The sequence below is a fragment of the Kribbella swartbergensis genome, assembly GCF_054784135.1.
Genome location: NZ_BAAGPM010000014.1, coordinates 763,514 through 788,858, shown reverse-complemented (window position 1 = coordinate 788,858; position 25,345 = coordinate 763,514). Strand labels below are relative to the sequence as shown.

Here is a 25,345-nt window from a genome sequence, read left to right as displayed (position 1 = left end):
CCGCTTCACGTACTGTCGCCGATTTGCTTGCGGTGTAATGCTGTAATCGGGAGGCGAGAGATGGCGGAAGAGACGGCTGGGGACGACGTACTGGACGCCTACTCCCGGGTGGTCTCGGGAGTGGCGGAGCACTTGATCCCGCGGGTGGCCAGCCTGCGGATCCCGGGCCGGCGCGGTGACTCCTCGGGGTCGGGCGTCGTCCTGACCGAGGACGGTCACCTGCTCACTAACGCACACGTGGTCGGGGACGGCTTACTGGCGACGGCCGAGTTCGCGGACGGTACGACGGCGCAGGCGCGAGTGGTCGGGGTCGACCGGCTGTCCGATCTCGCCGTACTGCGGTCCGACCGGGAGATCCCGGATCCGCCCGAGTACGGCGATGCGGACCAGTTGAGGGTCGGGAACCTGGTGGTTGCGGTCGGCAACCCGTTGGGCCTGGCCGGGAGTGTGACCGCCGGCGTGGTCAGCGCGCTCGGCCGGTCGCTGCCGGTCCGGACCGGGAACGCGAGCCGGATGATCGAGGACGTGATCCAGACCGACGCGGCGCTGAACCCGGGCAACTCCGGGGGAGCGCTTGCCGACGGCAACGGCCGGGTGGTCGGCATCAACACCGCGGTGGCCGGCATCGGTCTCGGGCTCGCGGTCCCGATGAACCGGACGACTCGCCGGATCATCTACGCGCTACTGCACGACGGCCGGGTACGGCGCGCCTACCTCGGACTCGTGACGACGCCGGCGCCGCTCCGCCCGCAACTCGCCGAGCGGTTCGACCAGCGCAGCGCACTCCGCGTCGTCGAGGTGATCTCCGGAAGTCCGGCGGCCCAGGCCGGTCTGCGCCAAGGCGATCTCGTCCTCGCGGTCGACGGCGTACCACTCCGCGACGCGCAGTCCCTCCAGCGCCAACTCTTCGAGGATGCGATCAGCCGCCGCACAGAAATCACCGCTATTCGCAACGGCGCCCTGGTCGACGTCGTTGCCTTCCCCGCCGAACTCACCGACCGCTAGTCAGGTCCGTACGGGACCGCCGCGGAGGGGGTGGCCGTCGACCGCGCGGCGCTCGTTGTCGCGGACGCGGGGCTCGTAGTGGGCGAAGAAGATCTTGCCGACCAGGTCACGCCGGCTGCGCACGCCGGTCTTGTCGAACACGCTCTTCAGGTGCTGCTGAACCGTGTGCGCGGAGACGACGAGGCGCTCGGCGATGTCGGTGGTCGAGTTGCCCTGCAGGACCAGTCGGGTGATCTGCTGCTCCCGGTCGGACAGCCCGTACGCCGCCATGAGCAGGGGAGCGATGCGGCCGGGGTGAGCGGGCTCGACGATGACCGCGACCCGGCGTGAGGTCGATGAAACCAGAGAGGTCCCGTGCAGCACGATCCAGCGGCCCGACCGGGACATCACCCGGGAGAGGGCGACTTCACCTGCGTCCGGAGACATCGCCGTACGCAGAGTCTGGCCCGCGATCGCCAGGACAGCCGAGGGCAGGCGACCCGCGGCCCAGTCGCCGTCGGGCAGTTCGTCGAGCCAGCGGTCGACGCCTGGGGTGGCCGACTCGATCTCCCAGCTCTCGGTGACGACGATCAGGCCGGGCGCGTCGTTGCCTTCGGGGTCGGTGGCCTCGCCGAGGAGCAGCGAGCTGCGGGCGCCGGCCGCGAGGACGGGGGCGACGGTCCGGATGAAGGACAGGTCCTCGTCGTCGAAGAACGGCCGGCCGGGCTCGCGATACAGGCTGAGCGCGCCCCAGACCTCGCCTGACCTGGTTCGCAGGCAGGCGATCAGCTCCTGATCGCCACCGAGAGTCATGTTCTGGTGCCAGCGCGGACTGCTGGCCGGGTTGCCGCCGGTGGCCTCGTGCAGCGTGGAGATCCCCCGCGGCGACCGGGCGACGTCGGCGAGCTTGTTGACGTCGTCGTCGTAGTACTCCTCGGCCATCCACTCCTGTGGGAGCTCCGGCATGCCCTCGTTGAAGTGACTGGTCACCAGCAGCGAGGCCGGATCGAGCGTGAACCAGCAGGGCGCCTGGTAGTGCGGGACCGCGCCGCGGAGGGCGTCGGTCGCCTCGCGCCAGAGCGTGGGCAGGTCGAGCCCCTGTCGCGTCAGTGCCGCGATCCGGTTGCTCGCACGCTCCTTCGCGTACCCGCTCACACCACCCACGGTACGGCGGCTCGGCCGGTTTGCGTGATACCAGATTTCTGGAATGGGCGGCAGGTGGTCCCGGTCGTAGCGTCGGCCGTATCCGATCCAGCTGGGAGGGGCCATGACCGATGTACGTGTTGTCGGACCGCGAGACGGCGTGACGACGAAAGACGAGGCGGGAGCCCGTGCCGACCGGTACCTGATCGACAGCGCGGACTCCGGCGGGGGGTTCGCCCTCGTGGAGCACATTCTGGCTCCGCACGTGCTGGCGGCGCCGCTGCACCTTCACACCCGCGAGGACGAGTACAGCTTCGTCCTGGAAGGCCGGTTGGGGGCACGGCTCGGTGACGACGAGGTGTTCGCGGACGCCGGCACGCTGATCTACAAGCCGCGCGGGCAGTGGCACACCTTCTGGAACGCCGGTGACGAGCCGCTCAGGCTGCTCGAGATCATTTCGCCCGGCGGTCTGGAGGTGCTGTTCCGCAAGCTGGCCGAGCCCGGCGGCGAGTACGACCCGGACACGCTGCCGGCGCTGGCCGCGAGCTACGGCTGCGAGGTCGACTTCGGCGCCACGATGCCGATCGCCGAGCGGCACCAGCTGATCTTCTAGGTGTCCCGATGGCCGTCGCGCGGACGCCGGAAGAGCTCGAGCTGATGCTCGAAGACGCGTTCGTCCTGCACGATCACGAGGCGCTCGCACAGCTGTTCGAGCCCGAGGCGTTGCTGCACCCGGAGGGGTGGCGCAGCCCCGCCCACGGCCGGGCCCAGATCGAGCGCCTCGTGCTGGACCTGTGGGACCACCAGCACCTGTACGTCGCCGATCCGCGAACGGTGCTCCAGTCGCGAGGCACCGCCCTGATCCTCAGTGACCTGGCGGTCAACGTCGTACGACGTGGCCCGGACGGAACCTGGCGCTACGCCATCGTGCACCTCAGCCGCTGAGCCGCAGACTGCAGCTCACCAGCCCCGTTCGCGCCACTCCGCGAGATGAGGCCGTTCCTTGCCGAGGGTGGAGTCGGCGCCGTGGCCGGGGTAGACCCAGGTCTCGTCGGGGAGGCGACCGAAGAGCTTGGTCTCGACGTCGTTGATCAGTGACGTGAACCGCTCCGCGTCACCCTGGGTGTTCCCGACGCCGCCCGGGAACAGAGAGTCGCCGGTGAACAGGTGGGGTGCGCCGGCCGGGTCGTCGTACAGGAGTGCGATCGAGCCCGGGGTGTGGCCGACCAGGTGGATGACCCTGAGGGAGCACCGGCCGACCGGGATGGTGTCGTCCTCGTCGACGAGTTCGTCGGTCGGTACGCCGATGCCCTCGGCGTCGTACCGGCCGGCGACCGTCGTCGCGTTGGTCCGGGCGACCACCTCGGCGAGCGCCTGCCAGTGGTCCTGGTGCCGGTGCGTGGTGACGACCCGCTCGAGGCCGCCGTCGCCGATCAGCCTGAGCAGCGTCTGCGCGTCGTTGGCCGCGTCGATCAGCACCTGCTCGTCGGTACGCCGGCAGCGCAGCAGGTAGGCGTTGTTGTCCATCGGCCCGACGGCGACCTTGGTGATCATCAGCTCCGCCAGCTCGTGGGTCTGCACCGGCCCGCCGACCTTGACGTTCCCGTGGTACTCCGCCATCTGCCCTCCTGGGTGTCGGTCCTGCGACCGATCCTCGCACCGATCGCGCTCCCGGGTCATGTCCGCGCGGGGTGGAGAAACCACGCGCCGCGGTCGAATATACTTTCGAAGCCGGCCGGAGCGGGGCGCCCGACCCGGCGCCGGAAGCTTTTGTCGGTGGGCCTCGTTAGCATGACCGGGCATGCCCGACAACCACCCGGAACCCCTCGAGAACGGCTGAGAGTGAGCTTGTGTCTGACCGTCTGATCGTGCGCGGAGCGCGTGAGCACAACCTGAAGGACGTCTCGGTCGACCTGCCACGGGACGCCCTGATCGTCTTCACCGGCCTGTCCGGGTCCGGCAAGTCCAGCCTGGCCTTCGACACGATCTTCGCCGAGGGCCAGCGGCGCTACGTCGAGTCGCTGTCGGCGTACGCGCGCCAGTTCCTCGGTCAGATGGACAAGCCGGACGTCGACTTCATCGAGGGTCTGTCCCCGGCCGTCTCGATCGACCAGAAGTCCACCTCCCGCAACCCGCGCTCGACCGTCGGCACGATCACCGAGGTCTACGACTACCTCCGGCTGCTGTTCGCCCGGGCCGGCCGTCCGCACTGTCCGGAGTGCGGCGAGCCGATCGCGCGGCAGACCCCGCAGCAGATCGTCGACCGGGTGCTCGAGCTGGACGAGGGCACCCGGTTCCAGGTGCTCGCGCCGGTGGTCCGCGGCCGCAAGGGGGAGTACGTCGACCTGTTCCGCCAGCTGAGCGGCCAGGGATTCTCCCGGGCCCGGGTGGACGGCGAGACGATCCAGCTGACCGAGCCGCCGAAGCTGGACAAGCAGAAGAAGCACACCATCGAGGTGGTCGTCGACCGGCTGGCGGTGAAGAGCTCCGCGAAGCAGCGGCTGACCGACTCCATCGAGACCGCGCTCGGCCTGGCCGGCGGACTGGTCGTGCTGGACTTCGTCGACCTGCCCGCGGACGACCCGCATCGCGAGCGCCGGTTCTCCGAGAAGCTCGCCTGCCCGAACGATCACCCGCTCGCCATCGACGAGCTCGAGCCCCGGTCGTTCTCGTTCAACTCGCCGTACGGCGCCTGCCCGGTGTGCTCCGGTCTCGGCACCCGGATGGAGGTCGACCCGGAGCTGCTGGTCCCCGACCCGTCCAAGTCCCTGGACGAGGGCGCGATCCAGCCGTGGGCCGGCGCGAACGTCTCGCAGTACTTCGAGCGGCTGCTGGCCGCGCTGGCCAAGGACCTGAAGATCAAGACCAGTACGCCGTTCGGCGAGCTGCCGGCCAAGGCGAAGAAGTCACTGCTCACCGGCCACGACCGGCAGGTGCATGTCTCCTACAAGAACCGGTACGGCCGCGAGCGGTCGTACTACACCACCTTCGAGGGGGTGATCCCGTACGTCGAGCGGCGGCACGCGGAGGCGTCGAGCGACACCAGCCGGGAGCGGTTCGAGGAGTACATGCGCGAGGTGCCGTGCCTGGCCTGCAACGGCGCGCGGCTGAAGCCCATCTCGCTCGCGGTCACCCTCGGCGGGAAGAACATCGCCGAGATCAGCGCGATGTCGATCGACGAGGTGCACGACTTCCTGCGCCAGATGGAGCTGACGCCGCGGGAGAAGCAGATCGCGGAGCGGGTGATCAAGGAGATCGGCGAGCGGCTGCGGTTCCTGCTCGACGTCGGGCTGGACTACCTGGCGCTGAGCCGGCCGGCGGGTTCGCTGTCCGGCGGCGAGGCCCAGCGGATCCGGCTGGCGACCCAGATCGGGTCCGGCCTGGTCGGCGTCCTGTACGTGCTCGACGAGCCGTCGATCGGTCTGCACCAGCGGGACAACCGGCGGCTGATCGACACCCTGGTCCGGCTGAAGGAGCTCGGCAACACGCTGATCGTGGTCGAGCACGACGAGGACACCATCGACCACGCCGACTGGGTCGTCGACATCGGCCCGGGCGCCGGTGAGCACGGCGGCCAGGTGGTCGTCTCCGGCACCGTCGAGGACCTGAAGAACCACCCGGACTCGATCACCGGCCAGTACGTCTCCGGCCGCAGGGAGATCCCGATCCCACCGGTCCGCCGGCCGCTCACCGAGGGCCGGGAGCTCACCGTGTACGGCGCCCGGCAGAACAACCTGAAGGACATCGACGTCACCATCCCGCTCGGGGTGTTCGTCGCGGTCACCGGAGTGTCCGGCTCGGGCAAGTCGACGCTGGTCAACGACATCCTCTACACCTCGCTGGCGCGGCAGATCTACGGAGCCCGGACGGTGCCCGGCCGGCACACGAAGATCTCCGGGATGGAGCTGGTCGACAAGGTCATCCACGTCGACCAGTCGCCGATCGGCCGTACGCCACGGTCGAACCCGGCGACCTACACCGGGGTCTGGGACCACATCCGCAAGCTGTTCGCGGAGACCCCGGAGGCGAAGGTCCGCGGGTACCAGCAGGGCCGGTTCTCGTTCAACGTCAAGGGCGGCCGGTGCGAGGCCTGCTCGGGTGACGGCACGCTCAAGATCGAGATGAACTTCCTGCCGGACGTCTACGTCCCGTGTGAGGTGTGCCACGGCGCCCGGTACAACCGGGAGACGCTCGAGGTGCACTACAAGGGCAAGACGGTCGCGGACATCCTGGACATGCCGATCGAGGAGGCGTCGGAGTTCTTCGCCGCCATCCCGGCGATCTCGCGGCACCTCAAGACGCTGACCGAGGTCGGCCTGGGGTATGTCCGGCTGGGCCAGCCGGCGCCGACTCTGTCCGGCGGTGAGGCGCAGCGGGTGAAGCTGGCCTCCGAGCTGCAGAAGCGGTCGACTGGCCGGACGGTGTACGTCCTCGACGAGCCGACCACGGGTCTGCACTTCGAGGACATCCGCAAACTGCTCGGCGTCCTCGGCGGCCTGGTGGACAAGGGCAACTCGGTGCTCGTGATCGAGCACAACCTCGACGTGATCAAGACCGCCGACTGGATCATCGACCTCGGTCCGGACGGTGGCCGTCGCGGCGGGACGCTGGTGGCCGAGGGCACCCCGGAGGAGGTCGCGGCGAACCCGGCGTCGTACACCGGGCAGTTCCTCGCCGAGATCCTCGGCGGGCGGGCCGCCAAGCCGAGCGCCAAGCAGCAGGCTGCCGCGGCGAAGACGGCCAAGAAGGCCCCGGCGAAGAAGGCCCCGGCCAAGAAGGCCGCAGCCACCACGGCGGGCGCGGCCAGGAAGGCAGCGAAGAAGGCACCCGCGAAGAAGGTCGGCGCCACCCGGAAACGCGCGGCTGGCTGACCCCTCGGCGCCGACCGGAACTGGTTGGCTGAGGCAACAAGTTCCGGGTGGCACAGGTGGCGGCGGACGGCAAGCTTTTCGACCTGGACGGAAAGAGTGCGCCAGGTCGCCTGAGCGGCTCGGGTGACCCGGTGTGCCGACTATCGTGACGTTGCGGCGCAACCACACTTCGAAGGAGAGACTGTGACCGGACGCTGGGACATGGGCCAGGACACGCTGAGCCAGTTGGCCAAGAAGACCTCTACCGGAACCCAGGACCTCGGTGGCCTGGTGAAGCAGTTGGTCGCCGCCGCGCAGCCGCTGGAAGGCAAGATGAACGGCGCCGGCAAGCAGGCGTTCATGGCCTTCAAGGCCAACGTCGACGGGATCGCCGCCGACCTGAACGCCGGTCTGGCGGCCATCAACCAGGGCCAGTCGGGCATGGATGCCGCCTTCCGTACCGGTGACAGCGAGATGGCCGACACCGCGAAGAAGAACCAGGGCACGGCCGACTTCAACGCGGCCAAGTTCGGCAAGCGCTGAGAGAGGAACCGACAATGGCCAACCGCAACAGCTACGACACCGCTGCCTCCGGCGAGGTCCAGACGAAGATCAACAGCCTCGCCAGTCAGATCTCCGGCCTGATCGCGACGCACAAGCAGAACGTGACCGCGGCCCTGTCGGACGCCTCGGCCAGCGGCGTGACCGAGAACTACCGCGCCGTCGAGGACCGCTTCAACAAGGCGGCCGACCAGACCCTGGCGATCATCCAGTCGCTCAAGGACACCCTGGCGCAGAACGACGCGACCGCCGCCGCGACCCTGAAGAAGGCCTCGGCCGCGGTCGACGGCATCGGCGGCTGACCGCCGGTCACACAGCATCACAGGCCCTGGACGTCCCCGGTCGACGGGGTGCGTCCGGGCTTGTCGTGGGCAGGGCCCGGCAGATCTGAGGAGTGACAGTGGACTGGGACATCGACGTCGAGGGCGTGAACAAGGTCCTCACCGACACGTCGACCGCCGCGCAACCGTTCGACGCGCTGGCGAAGTCGTACGGCGACAATTTGACCGCCATCATGGAGGGCCTCAACTACGACGTCTTCACCGTCGTCGCGGTCGCCGTCAGCGAGTACGCCCAGCACTGGGCGCCGACCCTGGACGCCGCGGCGAAGCAGGTCGGTGCCTCACTGACGGGCGCGCAGAACGCCGTGATGGCCTACATGAACGGGCAGGAAGAGATGGCCCTGAACGCCCAGCGGGCCGCGGGGAACGGGGTGATCCCCGATCCGCCCGGCGGGTCGAACAGGCAGCCGACCGGGGGGAACAAGGCGGTATGACGAATCAGGACCCGGCCGTCGCGCCGGACGACGTGGCCCAGGCCGGGCGGGTACGGCTGGCCGAATGGCTGACCGCCGAGGCGCCGAGTCCGGAGCTCGGCGCGACTCCCGAGGAACTGGCGGACTGGCCGGCGTACCAGGTGGAGGAGTTTCTCGTCTTCGTTCCGCCGGGGTACGCCAACCTGATCTTCCTCGTGGCCGACCACGGCATCAGTTCCTTCGCGCCGAGTGAGCAGACGCTCGAGCAGGCGATGGTGGCGGCCCGGCCGCAGTCGTGATCGCGGCCGTACGCCGTACCCGAAGCAATCGTTGACCCCGCGTGTGACCGAGGACTGAGCTGACATGATCAAACCCGAAGGCATCCCGATCACTGAGCTGAGCAAAGTGGTCTCGGCCCTCGACAACAACGTGTCGAAGCTGAGCGGCCTCGGGCAGGGTTTCACCGACGTCGGCAACGGTGTGCACAACACGTTCCAGCGGCTGAACGGGGTGTACCACGCGCCGGAACGCGAGGTGCTGGTCAACTCGACGAAGAAGATCCAGACCAACCTCACCGAGTTCGGCCCGAGCCTGCCGAAGATGTCCGGGCACCTGAGCACGCTCGCCGACGAGGTGCGCAGCCGGCTGGGCAAGCTGAGGGACATTCGGGACGAGGCCTACGAGTGGCACCGCCGCAAGAACGGCAACCCGGAGTGGCAGAACGACCAGGACATGATCGACGACAACAACCGGATGTTCGGTGATGTCGAGCGGATCATGAAGGAGGAACTGCCCAACCTCTGTTTCACCGCGGCCAACGAGATCGTCAAGCTCCACGGCGGCAAGACCTGGGACCCGAAGACCGGCGTCCGGGAAGGCGAGCAGCCGCCCCCGCCACCGGACGAGGACCAGGAACCGAAGGAGTCTCCGTGGGGTAGCCCTGAGGAGCGTGACAAGCCGCTCTGGCAGGACATCGTCGAGTTCCCGGTGAACTTCGTCGTCGGCGTGGCGACAGTCGTCGGTGAGACGCTCGAGAGCGTCCTGACGCTGGTGCCGGTGCTGCCGCTGCTCGGCAGCATCCCCGGGGTGCGCGACTTCCTGAAGGACACCATCGGCTATGACATCCCGACCTGGGAGGACTTCGGGAACTCCTGGAAAGGCCTGGCCACGTTCGTGGGACAGGTCGCCACGGCTCCGCTCCAGCTCGCCTGGTGGGGGTTCGACGCCATCACCGGTCTGGACACCCGGCCCCAGTGGGTTCAGGACTGGGGTGAACTGGGCGTCAACATGGGCGAGCAGATGGTGAAGGGCTTCGTCGCCTGGGACGAGTGGGCGAAGAACCCGGGCAAGGCACTCGGCATGGCGCTCACCAACATCGTCGCCACCGTGGCCAGCGGGGGTAGCGCCGGTGCGGTGAAGACCGCGGCGATGGCCGGCAAGTTCGGTGCCGCGAGTACGGCGGTGTCGCGGGTCGCCGGGGTGGCCGCGAAGTTGCAGGGTACGCGGGCCGGCCTGCACGACGCCGCCCTCGGCGCGGTGACGAAGATCCCTAAGGTCGGTGACGTGATCGGGGGACTGGCGAAGATCCCGATCGTCGGCGACACCTTCAAGATGCAGGGCGTCCCGAAGGTCGACGTACCGTCGTCGGTCGATGTCCCGGACGTCTCCGCGGACGCCCCGACGTCGACGGATGCCCCGGACGTCTCGGTCGACAGTCCGTCGTCGCACACCTCGTCGGTGAGCACCCCCGACGCCAACGCGCCCACCACAACCCAAACTCCGACCGTCGACTCCCCACCGACCCCGGTGTCCCACACGGACCCTGGGGCAACGCCGGTGTCTCACGCGGACCCTGTTACTACCCCGGTCTCTCACACGAACCCGGGCACGACGCCGGTGTCTCACGCGGACCCGGTCACGACGACACCCGGTTCTTCCCCGGATCCGGGGACCACCACCCCGGTCTCTCCTGCAGACCCCGGTACGACCACGCCGACCAACCGCGCCCCGGACACGACTTCGCCCACGACGCACACCCCCGACTCAACCACGGGTCCTGCTACGCGTACGCCGGATTCGACGACGGCTCCCGGCACGCGTACGCCGGACTCGTCCACGGCTCCGGGCACGCGTACGCCGGATTCGTCCACGGCTCCTGGCACGCGTACGCCGGACTCGACCACTGGCCCTGGCACGCGTACGCCGGACTCGTCCACGGCTCCTGGCACGCGTACGCCGGAGTCGTCCACGGGTCCCGGCACACGTACGCCCGATTCAACTACGTCACCGGGAACCCGCACGCCCGACTCGACCACGCGAACCGCGGACACGTCGCGGACGCCGGATTCGACGCGTAACCCGGAGACCTCCCAGACCCCTGAGACGTCTCGCACGCCGGAGACGTCTCGCACACCAGAGACCTCCCAGACCCCGGGGACATCTCGCACGCCGGAGACCTCGCGCACCCCGGAGAGGTCGCGCACCCCGGAGACGTCGCGCACTCCCGAGACCCCAAACACGCCGGAGACGTCGCGGCCCCCCGAGACACCGCGGACCCCCGAGACCCCAAACACGCCGGAGACGTCGCGGACCCCCGAGACACCGCGGACCCCCGAGACCCCAAACACGCCGGAGACGTCGCGGACCCCCGAGACACCGCGGACCCCCGAGACACCGCGCACGCCGGAGACCTCGCCTGGGACCAGGCGGACACCTGAGAGCACGCCGTCGACACCCGGCACCACGCGCGCTCCGGAGCCGGTCGCGGCGCGGCATGCAGACCCGGCGGTCACCCCGGTCATGCCGATGCATCCCGGCGTACCAAGTCATGCCGGTACGCCGGACGCGCCCAGCCACACCAGCGCGCCGAATCAGCCCGGCCGCACCGCGACGCCGAACCAGCCCAGTCACACGAGCGCGCCGAACCAACCCAGTCACACGAGCGCGCCGAACGCGCCCGGTCGCGTGGAGTCGCCGGCGGCGCGTCGTACACCGGACGGTCAGCCTCCGCGCTCCCGCGGCGAGGATCCGCTGCACCCGACCGGCGACCGCAGGCACGAGGGCTGGGAGTCGCCGGACTACCGCGACCCCGACCGTACCGGCGAACACGCCAAGACCCAGGCGGACTCGACACCGCCGTGGCACGGGCCGAGCAACGCGAACCGGCCGCCGTGGCACGACCCGGACCACAAACTCCCGGACAACGACCCGAGCGACCCGAAGTCGCAGCCGTTCGAGGACCAGCAAGGGCCGCGCTCGTACTCGGAGCAGAACTACGACCCCAGGTACGACCCGGCCAAGGTAGGGCGGGAGCCGGACGCGCCCGACGCCGGCAACGACCCGAAGTGGGACGACCCGCTCGAGCGTCAGAAGGTGCTCGACGAGATGAAGCCGGACTACCTCCGTCCGGAACCGGGCAAGGACCGATCGAAGATCGACCCGCATCAGTTCGTCGAGGCGGACCCGCGGGATCCTCGCCGGGGCGACCTGCGCGACTCGGTCGGCGACCCGCCGGAGCGGAACCCCGAGGACTGGGCCGGCAAGATCAACCCGGACTACGGCCTGAGCCACCAGTACCGGATGAACTGCGCGGACGGCTCGCGCAAGGCCGCGGCGATCCTGAACGGCGAGACACCGGACCTGGCCGCAGGCCGGAAGTTCGGGCGCGGCGAGTGGCCGGAAGACACCCTCGAGTGGATGGATCTGGACGACTTCCCGCCGGACCACAAGATGGGGCTGCAGGACTGGACCGCCGACCCGGCGGAATTCACCAACGCCGCCTACCGCAAGGTGTACGACGCGCTGGCCGGCCGTCCGCCGGGCACGCACGCGGTCATCTTCGTGAGCTGGCGGTCCCCGAACCCCGCCATCCCAGGCGGTGGTCACGTCCTGAACGCGTTCGTCGACGAAGCGGGCCACGTCAAGTTCCTCGACGTACAGCCGCCGGGCGGCAAGATCGTCGACGCGTTCCCGGACGGTCACCAGGGCCCGCATCCGAAGAACCCGTACGACGTCGACATCACGTCGATCCAGTTCGCCGTACGTGAGCGAGGCGGCCGCTGGGAAGGCCCCCCGCGCAGCCCCAACACCCCGCCGGCCTCGCAGCGGCAGCACATGCGCCCCCAGATCCCCCCGATCGCCAAGCCCCCGACCGGCAACGTCTTCGGCACACCGGGTGTCAACCCCCACGGGACTCACACACCGGATCCGAACCCACCGGACGCGCCGACCCCACCTGCGCGGAACCCCGAAGGCCTCTCGATCGCCGACCGCCTCGCCGGCCTCGACACCCCCTCCACCACCCGCCACACCCCCGAGCCATCTACGCCGCAGGCAAACACCCCAGACACGCGCACGCCAGACTCGGGAACTCCTGAGCCGCAGGCCCCCGACGGCCATACGCCGGATGCGCGCACGCCGCAGGCGAACACCCCGGGCACGCCTGCCCCGGAGTCGCGGGCTCCCGAGACGCAGGCTCCCGACGGGCGTACGCCGGAGACGCACGAACCGCAGTCGCGGGGAACCGAGACGAACGCGCCGGACGGGCGTACGCCGGGGGCGAACACCCCGGGCACGCGTGCACCGGAGTCGCGGGCTCCCGAGACGCAGGCTCCCGACGGGCGTACACCGGAGACGCACGAACCGCAGGCGCGGAGAACCGAGACGAACGCGCCGGACGGGCGTACGCCGGAGGCGAACACCCCGGGCACGCGTACGCCGGAGTCGCGGGGAACCGAGACCAACGCGCCGGATGCGCGTACGCCGGAGGCGGACACCCCGGGCACGCGTGCACCGGAGTCGCGGGCTCCCGAGAGGCAGGCTCCCGACGGGCGTACACCGGAGACGCATGGACCGGAGTCGCGGGGAACCGAGACCAACGCGCCGCACGGGCGTACGCCGGATGCGAACACCCCGGACGCGCGTGCGTCGGAGGCGGGTTTTGCTGAGCCGTACGGTTCGGGGGACATGCCTGGGCAGGCGGGCGGGGGACCGCGGTCGGAGTTGGCTGATCGTAGGTTCCGGGCTTCGGCGGCGGACGAGGCGGCGTACCGCGCCACCTTGAGGTCGATCGACGCGGGCAAGATGGCGGAGCACCGGGGACGCGGCCGGGCGCAGCTCGGTGATCGGATCGACGACTTCTCCGACCTCGAGCTGAACGCGATGGAAGAGATGCTCGGGATGCCGCACCAAGACATCAACCGGGCCTTCCGCGCGGGTGACCCGAGCGTCGAGCGGATGCCGCTCGTCCGGATGGCGACGTCGGCGATGAACAAGCTGCCCGACCACGTGGGCGAGATCCACCGGGGCATCACCTTCGACACGGTGGAGGACCTGCAGGCGTTCCTGAACCGGTACCGGCCGGGCAACTCCGTCCACGAGCCCGCGTTCACGCACTCGGACAAGGATCCGGACGGCGCCAAGATCTTCAGCGGCGGGGATTACGCCCCTGCCAGGGTCGTCATGCACATCGACGCCCGGCACGGCAAGGACATGTCGTTCCTGCGTGATCCGGCCCTCGGTGTCGACGAAGTCATCCACCCGCCGCACACGCCGTTCTATCCGACGAAGCTGGAGTTCGACGAGGACACCAACACCTGGCACGTGCACGTCCGCGACCACAGCGGGCCGGTGGATATCCCGCCGGCCGAACGGATGGCGCCGATCACGCTGGAGCCGGACACCAGAAACTCGTACTGGCAGCAGCACGCCCAGGCACGCTACGCACCGCCGCAGCACCCAGCCCCGACCGGTCACCCCCAGAACCCTGCGGACCCGTACACCACCGGCCAGCCACAGCAGCCGTTCGGTCCCGGTCAGCCGGCGCCCTTCGGTCCTGGCCAGCCCGACTACGGCCCGCCACCCCAGCCGACCCCGTCGTACGGTCCGGATCAGCAGCACCCGCAGTACGGCCCACCACAGCAGCCGCAGTACGGGCCGCCGCAGCCGCCGGCTTACGGTCCAGGTCAGTCCGGTTCTCGTCCGGAGCAGCCGGTAGACCCGTTCGCTCCCGGGGCACAGCAGTCGTTCGGTCCCGGTCAGCCGCATCAGCCCGGTTACGGTCCCGGGCAGGCGCAGCAGTCGTACGATCCGACGGGGGAGCAGCAGCCCTACGGTCCAGGGCAGCCACAACCCGGTCACGGTCCGGGGCAGCCGCAGCCGTCGTACGGTCCGGGGCAGCAACGACCGTCGTACGGTCCGGGGCAGCCGGACGGTCAGTTCGGTCCGACGGGGCAGCCGCACCGCGGGCAGGAGCCGTTCGGCCCGACGTTGCAGCAGCCGGGTTATCACCCCGGTCAGCAGCCGGGACACCTCCCGGGGCAGCCACAGCCCGGTCACGGTCCGGGGCAGCAACAACCGTCGTACGGTCCGGGGCAGCCGGAAGGTCAGTTCGGTCCGACGGGGCAACCGCACCCTGGGCAGCAGCCGTTCGGTCCGGGGCATCGGCAGCCGGAGCAGCCGGGGTACCCACACCAGCAGCCTGGATACGACCCGCAGCAACCCCAGCAGTTCCCGGGGCGGCAGCCGAACCCGAACCAGCAGCCGGGCCACCCGAGCCAGCAGCCGGGGCAGCACCCGGGGCAGCGTCCGTTCGAGGCACCGGCGCCGCACCGGCAGCCGCATCAGCCGCCGGGATACGACCCTCGGCAACCGCAGCAGTACCCGGGGCAGCACCCGCACCCTGGACAGCAGCCGCACCCGGGGCAGCAGCCGCACCCTGGGCAGGAGCCGTTCGGGCCGGGGCATCGGGAGCCGGAGCAGCCGGGGTACCCACACCAGCAGCCTGGCTACGACCCGCGGCAGCCGCATCAACAGCCGGCCCGCCCAGGTCAGCCGCATCAGCGCCCGGCGTATGACCCGCGGCAGCAGCCGCAGCAGTTCCCGCCGCGCCAGCCGGACCCGTACCAACAGCCGGGGCACCCGGGTCAGCCGCACCAGCAGCCTGGGTACGACCCGGGTCAGCCGGGCCCGTATCAGCAGCCGGGACAGCCCGGTCAGCACCCGGGACAGTCGCCGTATCAGCAGCCTGGTCAGCCGGGTCCGTACCCGGGGCAGTCGCCGTATCAGCAGCCTGGTCGGCCAGGTCCGCACCCGGCGCAGCAGCCGGGGTACGACCCGCGGCGGCCGGACCCGTACCAGCAGCCGGGACAGCCCGGTGAGCACCCGGGGCAGTCGGCGTACCAGCAGCCGGGGTATCGGTCGGATGAGTACGGCCCGTCCGCTCGGCACACACCGGAGTCGGAGCAGCCGCGCGGGCCGCAGCAGCCGCCGCATGGCGCTCCACAGCAGTACGGCGCCCAGCCGCCGCACAGCCGGCCCGACGCGTACGGCTCGCAGCCGAACCCATACGGCTCACAGCCCGATTCGTACGGCTCGTCAGACGCCAACGGCTCGGCGGAGCCGGACGGAACGGCGGGTTCCCGCGAACCGGCGGAATCCGGCAGGCTGGCAGAGCGGGAAGGACCGGCTGAATCCAACGAGCCGGCGGAGTCTGGACCGCAGGCGCACGACGGTCCGCAGGCTGGTTCGACCGACGGACAAGACTGGCGGCCGGGCGATGCCAGATTCGGCGTGAGCACCAAACCGGGCTTCGACCCGGCCTTCCACCACAAGGCGCTCGGGGACGACTGGGCGCCCGGCGTACATGACCCGGAAGGCAAGTTCTTGCCGAAGGAGAGGGTGATCGCCGACCGCCTGCACGAGGAAGGATGGCGGGTCGACGCACGCCCGCAGGACGACTCCAAGAAATCGATGAAGAACCCGGAGTCCATGGTCCGCAAGGATCCGGCCGATGAGGGTGTGATCACCGAGTACAAGACGCTGAAGAGCGGCGAGTGGACCGCCGTCAAGCGAAACATCCAGAAGGCGAGCAAGCAGGTTCCGTCGGACGGCGAGGTGGTCATCGACGGCAGGAACGTCGACCTCACGAAGGAGAACGCCGACCAGGCGTTCGCGGTCCTGGAGCATTATGGCGACACGCGAGCTGCGAAGGTGCACGTCATCCTCGGCGACGGCCGAATGGTGACCTACGTGAGGAGGGACTGATGTCCGAGCAGGAGAACATCTTCCTGCGGTCGTCCGCGACAGCCGAGGAGGCGGCGACGGTGCTCCGCGAGCTGCTCGATCTGGAGCCGATTCCCGACACCTCGGGCGCCGGTCCGGATGAGCACGGCCTGCGCGGCCCGGCGCGGACCGTCGAGGGTGTACTGGGCTTTGTGATCCAGCCGAACGATCTCGCGGCGCCGGACCGGGGCACGGACGACGTGCAGGCCATCGACGGGTACCCGATCGAGATCGACATCTGGCTCGGCCGCGACGAGGTGGTCCAGTTGAAGGAGGCGCGGCTGGTTTTCGACCGTCTGGTCGAGGCGCGGCCCGACGTGCCGATGCTGCTCTGCCACGACCTCGACCTGGTCGTCGCGGCTTATCTCCCCGGCCGGGGTGTCCATGAGTTCCCTGCGGGTACGACGGTGGATGCGCCCGACGCTGAGAAGTGGCGGGAGTGGGTGGTGGACTGATGTCGGGTAGTTATGGGACGCAGGTCATCGAGTCGGTGGCGGTTCGGCGGCGGCGGTTGCGGGAGGCCTGGTTGTTCGGGGCCGAGCGGGCGAAGAACACGTTGAACGAGCAGACCGGGAAGGTGCTCGCGAGCGTGATGATCGGTGCGGTGGCGTGTGCCGGATGCGCTGGTGTGTCGTACTTCAAGTCGGCACAGGCTAAGGAGAAGCAGAACCAGCAGCCCACGCCCACCGCAACCACATCCGGCCCGGTGAGCCCGTCACCGTCGAGGTGACCGGGCGCGCGACGACCAGGCGGTGAGCCTTTGGCGCCGAGGTGACCGGGCCGCGCGACGACCAGGCGTGAGCCGTTGGCGCCCAGGGCGTGGGGGCTAGCGGCCGAAGAGGGTGCGTAGCCAGGTGCGGCGGGGCTGGGGTTTCAGTGCGGGTGGGAGTACGGCGGTCGGCGGCGTCGCCAGTGTGACCGGGACCTGGACCATCTGGTCACCCTGGAGCCAGTAGAGATCCGGCGAGCACTTGTCCGGCGCGCCGCGGTAGCTGTCGGCGATCCACCGTGCCAACGCGTCGGCGCGGTCCTGGCCGGCGTCGGCGGGGCAGTACGCGACCGTGCTCAACCGGGGTACGCCGATCAGCACACCCGCGCCTGTGGATGCCTGCGGCAACAACCTTTCCCGGTCGACGATCGCCATCGACACCAGCGGATCGCCCTCACGGCTGAGGACGGAGAAACCGTTGTGCTCGTGTGGTTTCAGGTCCGCGATCTCGGCCAGGCTGAGCCGCACCGGCGACGGTACGCCGGGATCACCGAGTCCGTGCATGGACCGCCGGACGACGGTCAGCCGCCGGAGTTCGTCGCCGGTCCGGATGAACACGACCACCTCGAAGTGGTCGCCGAACGGCAGCAGCGCGTCGGCGACCGGGCCGGCCGTCCGCGCCGACCAGCCGCGCTGCACCAGCACTGCGCGCTGGCGTTCGGCGACGTCGCCGTACCGATGTTCCTCGGTGGCGAGCTCACCTTCGGCCACGACCGCACGCAGCCAGGCCTCGATCCGTTCCGGCCAGCGTTCCTGTGGTAGCTGAAGGCAACGATCGACGATCTCGCCGACGCCGACCACGGCGGACATCTGCAGCGCACCGCGTCCCCAGCCGACCTCGACCGTGCGCTCTGCGGAGTCCACGACGCAGCCCGGCAACCAGATCGGTGCCAGCTCCGCAATCATTTCGACCACGCTGGAATCGTCTGTCTCTGTCATCCGGTGACCTCACCCACCACTACAGTGTCTCGCACGTCCGTCGGTAAGAAGTAGGAAGTCCCCCCGCGCAACCGCGGGCCGGTCCAGCGGAGGAAAACCTTAGTGGCAAGCCGGATCGTGCACCGCCCGGCGCGGCGCACACCTGCCCCCGGGGTGCAGCAGCAGCGTGTGATCGAAGCCGCACCGTCGCTCGGCGGAAGTGGCGGCGGTGGGGGTGGCGGCGGCGCCATGCAGATGCTGCTGCCGATGGTCGGCAGCGTCGGCTCGGTCGCGATGATGACCATGGGCCGGTCCGGTCCGATGGTGATGGTCGGCATCGGCATGCTGGCGCTCACCCTGGTCGGGTCGGTCGGCGGCATGCTGGCCTCCCGCGGCCGCGGCGGCAAGGACCGGAAGAACCAGCGCACCCGCTACCTCGACTACCTGGAGCGGATGCGCGACGAGTTCTCCCTGGAGGAGCGCAAGGCTCGCGCGCAGGCGCTCGAGCTCAACCCGCCGCCGGACGGGCTGCTGGACTGTGTCGCGGACGTGTCCCGGTTGTGGGAGCGGCGCCGTACCGACAGCGACTTTCTCCAGCCGCGCTGCGGGAGTGGCCGGGTCCCGGTGGTGCCGGCGGTGGTCGGCCAGGGCGGATCCGCGATGGAGCCGCCGGACCAGTTCATGATGGCCGAGGCGAACGCGCTGGTACGGCGGTTCACCGAGATACCCAACATGCCGCTCACCGTTCCGCTCGACCACGTCGGCAACGTCAGTATCGTCGGCGACCGCGAGGGCGTCGTCCGAGTGGCTCGGTCGCTGCTCGTGCAGACGGCGGTGTTCCACGCGCCGGAGGATGTCGCGATCGCCGCGTGCTATCCGCCCGCGTCGATGCCGGACTGGCACTGGATGAGTTGGTTGCCGCACGTCCAGGACCCTGAGCGCAAGCAGGGCCCGATGCCGTTCCGCAGGATCGCGGAGACGCCGCTCAGGCTGTCGCAGCTGCTCTCCGACGACCTGTCCGAGCGGGTCCAGTGGGCGACCGAGTCCCGCCGTGGATCGGTGAACTTCGAGGATCGCCGCCGGCTGACCCGGCGCCTGCTCGTCCTGCACGACACGTACGGCGACGTCGCCGCCGAGGTCCGCCCGCAGGCCGACGACTCGCTCCTGCCGGGCGAGCTCGGCGTCACCGTCCTGCACCTGGTCGCGGACCGCGTGCAGGAGCCGAGTTCGGTGACGATGCGGATCACCGTGTACGGCGACGACATCCGGATCGAGGACCTGCGCGGCCCGTACCCGATGGTCGCCAGCGGCCAGGTGGACCGGATGGAGGCTCCGGTCGCCGAGGGCATCGCCCGTGAGCTCGCGCCGTTGCGGCTGTCCGCGGAGTCGCTGGACGAGGACGCGCAGCGCGAGAACGTCGACTTCATGAGCCTGATCGGCATCAGTGACGTGGCCCGGCTGGACTTCAGCCAGCTGTGGCAGCCGCGTCCCGACCGGGCCTTCCTGCGCGTGCCGCTCGGCATCGACGACAACGGCGGCGTCGTACTCGTCGACCTGAAGGAGTCGGCCCAGCTCGGTATGGGTCCGCACGGCCTGTGCGTCGGTGCGACCGGTTCCGGCAAGTCCGAGGTACTGCGGACCATGGTGATGGCGCTGATGGCCACGCACGGTCCCGAGGACCTCTCGTTCGTCCTGGTGGACTTCAAGGGTGGCGCGTCGTTCGCGCCGTTCGAGGGTGTGCCGCACGTGGCCGGCATCATCACCAACCTGCGCGACGACGCGAGCCTGATCGAGCGCGCGTACAAGAGCCTGGAAGGTGAGGTACTGCGCCGTCAGCAGGTGCTGAAGGACGCGGGCAACATCGCGAACATCACCGACTACCGGCTGCACCGGCAGCAGAAGCCGGACCTGCCGCCGCTGCCGCACCTGTTCGTCATCATCGACGAGTTCGGCGAGCTGCTGAACGAGCGGCCCGACTTCATCGATCTGTTCCTGTCGATCGGCCGGATCGGCCGGTCGATCGGTGTGCACCTGCTGCTGTCCAGCCAGCGGGTCGAGTCCGGCAAGCTCCGCGGCCTGGAGACCTACCTGTCCTACCGGCTGGGCCTGCGGACGTTCTCCGAGGAGGAGAGCCGGACGGTGCTGGACACGACGGACGCGTTCCACCTGCCGCCGCTGCCCGGCTTCGGGTTCCTCAAGGTGGACACGAGTGTCTACCAGCGGTTCCGGGCGGCGTACGTGTCCGGACCGTACGTTCCCCCGGCTGACGAGGTCCTGGAGGACGAGGGTACGGACGCCCGGCCGCAGGAGTTGACGCCGTACCAGCTGACCGAGGCGGAGCTGCAGGCGACGCAGCCGGTCGAGGTGAAGGCGACGGAGCGTACGACGGGGCCGACGGAGCTGAACGTGTTCGTCGACCAGCTGCGCCGTGCAGCCGAGCAGGTGCTGAAGATCTGGCTGCCGCCGCTGCCGACCGCGTGCACGCTGGACGGGCTGGCCGGCCGTGTGGACTACGTGGACGGTCGCGGCCTGCAGCTTTCCGTCCGGTCACCGCAGATGATGCCGCCGATCGGTGTGATCGACGACCCGGCCAACCAGCGCCAGGAGGTCTTCCGGCTGGACCTCACCCGGGCCGGCGGGCACGCCGCGATCGTCGGCGGTCCGCAGTCCGGCAAGACGACTGCGCTGCGGACGCTGGTCACCTCGCTGGCGCACACCCACACCCCGCAGGAGGTCGCGATCTACGCGCTCGACCTGGCGGGTGGCGGTATGCAGGCGCTGTCGCAGCTCCCGCACGTCGGCGGGGTGGCGCTGCGGACCGACCGGGAGCGGATCCGGCGGACGGTCGAAGAGGTCCGCGGGATGATCGACCACCGCGAACGCGTCTTCCGCAACCACGCCATCGACACCATGGAAGCCCTCCGCGAGGACCATGCGGAAGGCCGGATCCCGGAGCTGCCGAGCGCGGACGTCGTGCTGGTGATCGACAACTTCGGCGCGATCCGGACCACCTTCGACGAGCTGGACGAACCGATCAGCGACATCCTCCAGCGGGGCAGCAGCTACGGCGTGCACGTGGTGACGTCGATGATGCGGTGGAACGACGTCCGGATGCAGAACCAGGCGATGTTCGGGACGATGCTCGAGCTCCGCCTGAACGACGCGTCCGACTCCAACATCGACCGGCGCCTGCAGGAGGTGCTGCGCAAGGCCGGTCCCGGCCGGATGCTGGTGCCGGGCAGCAAGCTGTTCGCCCAGTTCGCGCTGCCGAGGATCGACGGTGTCGCCGACGACGACAACCTGGCCGAGGTGCTCGAGGGCCAGGCGTTGTCGGTCCGGTCCACCTGGCAGGGTCCGCGCGCGCCGCAGATCCGCATCCTGCCGCTGCAGCTGCCGCGCGCCGAGGTGGCGGACGAGGTCCGGCAGCCGGCCGTCGTACCGATCGGTGTGGACGAGCGCGCGCTGGCACCGGTGTACCTGGACCTGGCCGGCCGGGACACCAACCTGGTGGTGTTCGGCGACAGCGGCTCGGGCAAGACCAACATCGTCCGGCTGGTCGTGCAGCAGCTGATCGAGCGGCACACGTCGGACCAGCTGGTGTTCGCGGTGATGGATCCGCGGCGCGGTCTGCGCGAGTTCGTGCCGGAGGCGTACGTCGGCGGCTACGCGCCGACCGGCCGGGTCGCTGCCGGGCTGGCGGCCGGCGTGTCGCAGGAGCTGGCGAAGCGGATGCCGGACGACACCGGCGCGATTCCGGCGGAGGGCCAGGGCGGGCCGCGGATCGTCGTGCTCGCGGACGACTACGACCTGCTGACCTCGGGTGGGCAGTCTCCGATGGACCCGTTCCTCCCGTACGTCGCGGCGGGCCGGGACATCAAGTTGCACTTCATCGTGACCCGGCGCGCGTCGGGTGCGTCGCGGCAGCTGTACGAGCCGTTCCTGTCCGCGGTGCTCGAATCCGGGGCGGCCGGCCTGGTGCTGTCCGGTGACCGCAGCGAGGGACAGCTCTTCACCGGCGCGTACCCGGGCGACTACCCGCCCGGCCGTGGATTGTTCGTACGACGGGGCGACGGACCACAGCTGGTCCAGACGGCCATGGCCGATCCGGTCCAGGCCGTCAGCCCGAGCAGCGGAGGAACGACATGACCCTGCTATTGGCCGCGCCTCCGGCGCGGCGGGTCGTGGGGCCTTGGCTCCCGTCCTTCCCTCGTCGCTCCAGTCGCTGTGTTGACTGCCGCGCCTCCGGCGCGGCGGGTCCTGGGGCTCGTGCTCCCGTCCTTCCCTCGTCGCTCCAGTCGCTTCGCTCCCTCCGCTCCTCAGTCCAGGACGGGAGGCCCCACGACCGGGCTCCCTCCGCTCCTCAGTCCAGGACGGGAGGCCCCATGACCGGGCTCCCTCCGCTCCTCAGTCCAGGACGGGAGGCCCCACGACCGGGCTCACCGTGTTCGTCAGCCAAGGCCGGGAGGCCACATGACCTATGACCTGATCGCGCTGGTCGACGGGCGCCCGTCGAGCGACGACGTTCTGGCCGGACTCGCGGCCGCGGGGGAGGACCTCGGGGTTCGCGCGGTAAGCGGCGGAGCTGTCATCCAGCTGTGCGACGACGAGGCTCTGCCGCTGGTGTCGATCGAGTTGCCGCTGCTGGTCCAGGTGCCGGGTGAGGTCGAGCGGATGCTGGGCGCCGAGGTCGGCACCGTCGAGACCCCGGCCTGGTGGGTCGAGATCCGGGCGACCGCGCGCGACGGGGCCCGTGAGCTCGCGGAGAAGTACGCGAGCACCCTGGTCGCCCGCCTCGGCGGCAAGGTCTGGGCGTCCGGAGGGATCCTGACGCCGCAGGACGGGACAGCGGCGAGTACGAGCGAGGGAACCGACTGAGATGCCGAACGAACTGATCTTCAGCCCGGGCGTCGACCTGATCACCGAGAAGGTCGCCGTCGTCATGCAGGACCGCCCGGTGATCGGCATGTCGGCCTGGCTCAGTGACGCCGCGGCGTCGGCCAAGGCGGCCGGCCGCGAGGTGCAACTGGTCACGCCGAAGAGCTCCAGGATCACCTGGCCGGTCCGGTCGACCCTGTTCGCCAACCCGTACTCCCGGTGGGTCGTCACCGGCGACGACGGCGAGTACTTCGACGGGCTGAACGGCACCCGGCTGAAGTGGAACGGCGACATGTTCATCGCCCGGTCGACCGTCGGCCAGGGCGAGCAGAACGCCGATCTGCACCCCGACTTCGTCGTTCAGGAGCAGCCGTTCGCGCAGCTGCAGCTCACCGTGCGGGTCCGGCACAAGCCGGTCGCGAGCCTGGTCCTGGGCCGCGTCGCGGAACGCTTGTTCACCGCGACCAGCGGGAGTGGCCCGGCCGGCTGGTCCACCTCGGAACCGGTGACGCAGCCCTGGAGCCCGGAGGCGCTGACCGAGTACTGCCGAGACCGGGCGCCGCAACCGACCTGGCTCGTCCTCGCCGGTCAGCCGGGAGCGGAGTTCAGGCCCTCGGTCGGCACTCTGGAGGCACGCCGGACCCAGTCCGGTCTGGACGAGACCGTGACGCTGGCGGTCGCCCAGCCGGGACTGGAGTTCCCGGACCCGAACAAGGTCGGCGAGTGGATCGACGAGATCGCCGACGACTTCGAGCTGATCTCGGCCATGGTGATGGGCTCGTACGGCGCCGCGGACGGCACGTACGAACCGCGGTTCCTCGGCATGGCCTGCCCGATCGGGATCGCCGCCGGGAACGAGGCGGTCCGGGCGTCCGGTATCGCGGAGATGGTGAAGGTCGACGGCATCAGGCGGGCGCTGGCGATCGGACCCGCGCACGCGCCGGCGGTCTGGTACCCGATCGGGGACGGGCGGACCCCGGGCGACTGGGAGATCTACGCCAGGCTGATGAAGAAGCTCGTCCCGGCCGAGGCCGTGACCGGTCGCCGCTGACCTCCCCGAACAGTCGTCGCGGATTTACCAGAACAGGAGTTCTCCACAGATGGGCATCTATAGCCGGGTGACGGTGATCGGGCAGCGGAAGCGGCTGGATGCGGTGCTGCCGGCCGACGAGCCGCTCGGCGTACTGCTCCCGGACTTGCTGCGGATGCTGGACGAGCCGTTGCAACAGACGCCGCAGCGGCGGTTCCTGACCACCGCGACCGGTGCGCTGGTGCCGCCGGAGGGCACGCTCGCGTCGGCGCAGATCATCGACGGCGCGGTACTGCGGCTGGCCTCCGAGGGTGAGCTGCCGCCGCCGCCGACCGTGTACGACGTGACCGAGGAAGCCGTCGAGGACCTCAAGCGGCGCGCATCGACGTTCAAGCCCGCGCACCGCAGGGTCCTGGCCGGCGCCGGACTGGTGTTCTCGATCGTCGCCGGTGCCATCTCGCTGCTGGTCGCCGCGCCGAACGCGCTGACCGGTGTGATCCTGTTGGTGCTCGCCGCGATCTGCGCCTTCATCGGCATTGCGCTCGGCCGATCCGGCAACAACGTGGTCGCGATCCCGCTGGTCACGGTGGCGACCGTCGTACTGGCCCTCACCGCCGCCTTCTGGGCACTGGACGCGGGATGGGAGCTCGGTCTGTCCATCACCGTCGGGGCGCTCTGCCTGGCGTTCGGTCCGATGTTCTACGCAGCTGCCGGTGTGGCCGGTGGCGGTGTGGTCGCCGGCGCCACGTCGGTGCTGTTCGTGGCGGTGTGGATGATCGGGAGCGGCACTGGCCTCGCCGCGGAACGCACGGGCGCTCTCGCGGCCTTGCTGGCGGTGCTGCTGCTCGGTCTGCTGCCGCGGCTGGCGCTGGCGTTGTCCGGGCTGTCCGGGCTGGACGATCGGCGTGCTGCCGGTCAGGAGATCATGCGGGGGGACGTGCAGAGCGCTCTGAATGCGGCTCACCTCGGCCTGGCACTGGCGGTCGTGCCGATCGCGGTGTCGTCCGCGGTGGCCGGGATCATGCTGCTGCGCCAAGGCGGTGCTTGGTCGGTGGCACTGGCACTGGTGCTTGCGTTCCTGCTGGCATCGCGGTCGCGGCTGTACCCGTTGGTGAGCGAGGTCGCCGTTCTGTTCGCGGCCGCGTTCACGATCGTGTCGGGGTGTGTGCTGATCGCGGCGGTCAACGGTCAGGGCGGCGCGTTCATCGCGCTCGGGTTGCTGGTGCTGGTGGCGATGTTCTGCGCGTTCGGTCTCAGTTTCGCACCGGCGGAGCATGTCCGTGCGCGGCTCACCCAGCTGCTCGACTATCTTGAGGTCGGGGCGATCATCGTGACCGTGCCCCTGGCGCTGGGAGTGTTCGGCGTCTACTCCGACCTGCTGCACGCATTCTGACGACCGG

The 25,345-nt window shown here is 70.0% G+C and carries 18 protein-coding genes; 15 read left to right on the top strand and 3 right to left on the bottom strand.

The features are described 5' to 3' along the window. Window positions 1-60: 60 nt before the first annotated feature. The gene (locus tag ACYVOK_RS10675) at window positions 61-1,005 is read left to right on the top strand and encodes a S1C family serine protease (protein ID WP_460662141.1); all 945 of its coding nucleotides are present in this window, start codon (window positions 61-63) and stop codon (window positions 1,003-1,005) included. Here the strand turns inward: ACYVOK_RS10675 and ACYVOK_RS10670 are convergent, their stop codons facing one another. After that, window positions 1,006-2,139, bottom strand: coding sequence for a LuxR C-terminal-related transcriptional regulator (locus ACYVOK_RS10670; RefSeq protein ID WP_460662140.1), 1,134 nt, complete (start codon window positions 2,137-2,139; stop codon window positions 1,006-1,008). 112 nt (window positions 2,140-2,251) lie between these two features. On the opposite strand from ACYVOK_RS10670, the gene ACYVOK_RS10665 reads away from it, so the two are divergent. Together ACYVOK_RS10665 and ACYVOK_RS10660 are read left to right on the top strand one after the other, a co-directional pair. Continuing rightward, entirely contained in the window at window positions 2,252-2,740 is a 489-nt protein-coding gene (locus ACYVOK_RS10665; RefSeq protein ID WP_460662139.1) for a cupin domain-containing protein, read from the top strand. Between the two features lie 8 nt (window positions 2,741-2,748). Then, a complete protein-coding gene (locus ACYVOK_RS10660) occupies window positions 2,749-3,072 on the top strand; it encodes a Cif family virulence factor (RefSeq protein ID WP_460662138.1) in 324 nt (107 codons plus the stop codon). A gap of 15 nt (window positions 3,073-3,087) precedes the next feature. On the opposite strand, the gene ACYVOK_RS10655 is transcribed toward ACYVOK_RS10660, so the two are convergent. Continuing rightward, window positions 3,088-3,747: an MBL fold metallo-hydrolase gene (locus ACYVOK_RS10655; protein WP_460662137.1), complete on the bottom strand. Its 660-nt coding sequence runs from the start codon at window positions 3,745-3,747 to the stop codon at window positions 3,088-3,090. Window positions 3,748-3,977: 230 nt separating this feature from the next. On the opposite strand from ACYVOK_RS10655, the gene uvrA reads away from it, so the two are divergent. The 8 genes from uvrA to ACYVOK_RS10615 all read left to right on the top strand — a co-directional run bounded on the left by uvrA (window position 3,978) and on the right by ACYVOK_RS10615 (window position 17,083). Further along, window positions 3,978-6,998: an excinuclease ABC subunit UvrA gene (gene uvrA / locus ACYVOK_RS10650; RefSeq protein ID WP_460662136.1), complete on the top strand. Its 3,021-nt coding sequence runs from the start codon at window positions 3,978-3,980 to the stop codon at window positions 6,996-6,998. 183 nt (window positions 6,999-7,181) lie between these two features. Beyond that, complete coding sequence (locus ACYVOK_RS10645; RefSeq protein WP_460662135.1) at window positions 7,182-7,520, top strand: hypothetical protein; 339 nt, start codon at window positions 7,182-7,184, stop codon at window positions 7,518-7,520. A gap of 14 nt (window positions 7,521-7,534) precedes the next feature. After that, on the top strand, window positions 7,535-7,840 hold the full coding sequence (locus ACYVOK_RS10640; RefSeq protein ID WP_460662134.1) for a hypothetical protein: 306 nt from the start codon (window positions 7,535-7,537) through the stop codon (window positions 7,838-7,840). Window positions 7,841-7,938: 98 nt separating this feature from the next. Then, entirely contained in the window at window positions 7,939-8,313 is a 375-nt protein-coding gene (locus tag ACYVOK_RS10635; protein ID WP_460662133.1) for a DUF6507 family protein, read from the top strand. Continuing rightward, window positions 8,310-8,591, top strand: coding sequence for a hypothetical protein (locus ACYVOK_RS10630; RefSeq protein ID WP_460662132.1), 282 nt, complete (start codon window positions 8,310-8,312; stop codon window positions 8,589-8,591). Before ACYVOK_RS10635 ends, ACYVOK_RS10630 begins: the two co-directional genes overlap by 4 nt. 64 nt (window positions 8,592-8,655) lie before the next feature. Beyond that, complete coding sequence (locus ACYVOK_RS10625; protein ID WP_460662131.1) at window positions 8,656-16,335, top strand: toxin glutamine deamidase domain-containing protein; 7,680 nt, start codon at window positions 8,656-8,658, stop codon at window positions 16,333-16,335. Continuing rightward, window positions 16,335-16,808, top strand: coding sequence for a hypothetical protein (locus tag ACYVOK_RS10620; RefSeq protein WP_460662130.1), 474 nt, complete (start codon window positions 16,335-16,337; stop codon window positions 16,806-16,808). The genes ACYVOK_RS10625 and ACYVOK_RS10620 overlap by 1 nt, the downstream gene beginning before the upstream one ends. Then, window positions 16,808-17,083, top strand: coding sequence for a hypothetical protein (locus tag ACYVOK_RS10615; RefSeq protein WP_460662129.1), 276 nt, complete (start codon window positions 16,808-16,810; stop codon window positions 17,081-17,083). Before ACYVOK_RS10620 ends, ACYVOK_RS10615 begins: the two co-directional genes overlap by 1 nt. Before the next feature lie 96 nt (window positions 17,084-17,179). On the opposite strand, the gene ACYVOK_RS10610 is transcribed toward ACYVOK_RS10615, so the two are convergent. Further along, window positions 17,180-18,061 carry a hypothetical protein gene (locus ACYVOK_RS10610; RefSeq protein WP_460662128.1) on the bottom strand — a complete coding sequence of 294 codons (882 nt, stop codon included), beginning with the start codon at window positions 18,059-18,061 and terminating at the stop codon, window positions 17,180-17,182. Window positions 18,062-18,229: 168 nt separating this feature from the next. Between ACYVOK_RS10610 and eccCa the strand changes: the two genes are divergently transcribed. The 4 genes from eccCa (at window position 18,230) to eccD (ending at window position 25,338) form a co-directional block, all read left to right on the top strand. Beyond that, complete coding sequence (gene eccCa / locus ACYVOK_RS10605) at window positions 18,230-22,186, top strand: type VII secretion protein EccCa (protein WP_460662127.1); 3,957 nt, start codon at window positions 18,230-18,232, stop codon at window positions 22,184-22,186. A 324-nt stretch (window positions 22,187-22,510) separates the two neighbouring features. Then, window positions 22,511-22,915 carry a hypothetical protein gene (locus ACYVOK_RS10600; RefSeq protein WP_460662126.1) on the top strand — a complete coding sequence of 135 codons (405 nt, stop codon included), beginning with the start codon at window positions 22,511-22,513 and terminating at the stop codon, window positions 22,913-22,915. A gap of 1 nt (window position 22,916) precedes the next feature. After that, entirely contained in the window at window positions 22,917-23,966 is a 1,050-nt protein-coding gene (locus ACYVOK_RS10595) for a DUF6177 family protein (RefSeq protein ID WP_460662125.1), read from the top strand. 49 nt (window positions 23,967-24,015) lie between these two features. Further along, window positions 24,016-25,338 carry a type VII secretion integral membrane protein EccD gene (eccD, locus tag ACYVOK_RS10590; RefSeq protein ID WP_460662124.1) on the top strand — a complete coding sequence of 441 codons (1,323 nt, stop codon included), beginning with the start codon at window positions 24,016-24,018 and terminating at the stop codon, window positions 25,336-25,338. The last annotated feature ends 7 nt before the right edge of the window (window positions 25,339-25,345 follow it).

What these genes read in the sequence shown, in the direction of transcription:
- ACYVOK_RS10675 (WP_460662141.1), top strand. Translation starts at nt 61, where the DNA reads ATGGCGGAAGAGACGGCTGGGGACGACGTACTGGACGCCTACTCCCGG.
- ACYVOK_RS10665 (WP_460662139.1), top strand. Translation starts at nt 2,252, where the DNA reads ATGACCGATGTACGTGTTGTCGGACCGCGAGACGGCGTGACGACGAAA.
- ACYVOK_RS10660 (WP_460662138.1), top strand. Translation starts at nt 2,749, where the DNA reads ATGGCCGTCGCGCGGACGCCGGAAGAGCTCGAGCTGATGCTCGAAGAC.
- ACYVOK_RS10655 (WP_460662137.1), bottom strand. Translation starts at nt 3,747, where the DNA reads ATGGCGGAGTACCACGGGAACGTCAAGGTCGGCGGGCCGGTGCAGACC.
- ACYVOK_RS10640 (WP_460662134.1), top strand. Translation starts at nt 7,535, where the DNA reads ATGGCCAACCGCAACAGCTACGACACCGCTGCCTCCGGCGAGGTCCAG.
- ACYVOK_RS10630 (WP_460662132.1), top strand. Translation starts at nt 8,310, where the DNA reads ATGACGAATCAGGACCCGGCCGTCGCGCCGGACGACGTGGCCCAGGCC.
- ACYVOK_RS10625 (WP_460662131.1), top strand. Translation starts at nt 8,656, where the DNA reads ATGATCAAACCCGAAGGCATCCCGATCACTGAGCTGAGCAAAGTGGTC.
- ACYVOK_RS10620 (WP_460662130.1), top strand. Translation starts at nt 16,335, where the DNA reads ATGTCCGAGCAGGAGAACATCTTCCTGCGGTCGTCCGCGACAGCCGAG.
- ACYVOK_RS10615 (WP_460662129.1), top strand. Translation starts at nt 16,808, where the DNA reads ATGTCGGGTAGTTATGGGACGCAGGTCATCGAGTCGGTGGCGGTTCGG.
- ACYVOK_RS10610 (WP_460662128.1), bottom strand. Translation starts at nt 18,061, where the DNA reads ATGACAGAGACAGACGATTCCAGCGTGGTCGAAATGATTGCGGAGCTG.
- ACYVOK_RS10600 (WP_460662126.1), top strand. Translation starts at nt 22,511, where the DNA reads ATGACCTATGACCTGATCGCGCTGGTCGACGGGCGCCCGTCGAGCGAC.
- ACYVOK_RS10595 (WP_460662125.1), top strand. Translation starts at nt 22,917, where the DNA reads ATGCCGAACGAACTGATCTTCAGCCCGGGCGTCGACCTGATCACCGAG.
- eccD (WP_460662124.1), top strand. Translation starts at nt 24,016, where the DNA reads ATGGGCATCTATAGCCGGGTGACGGTGATCGGGCAGCGGAAGCGGCTG.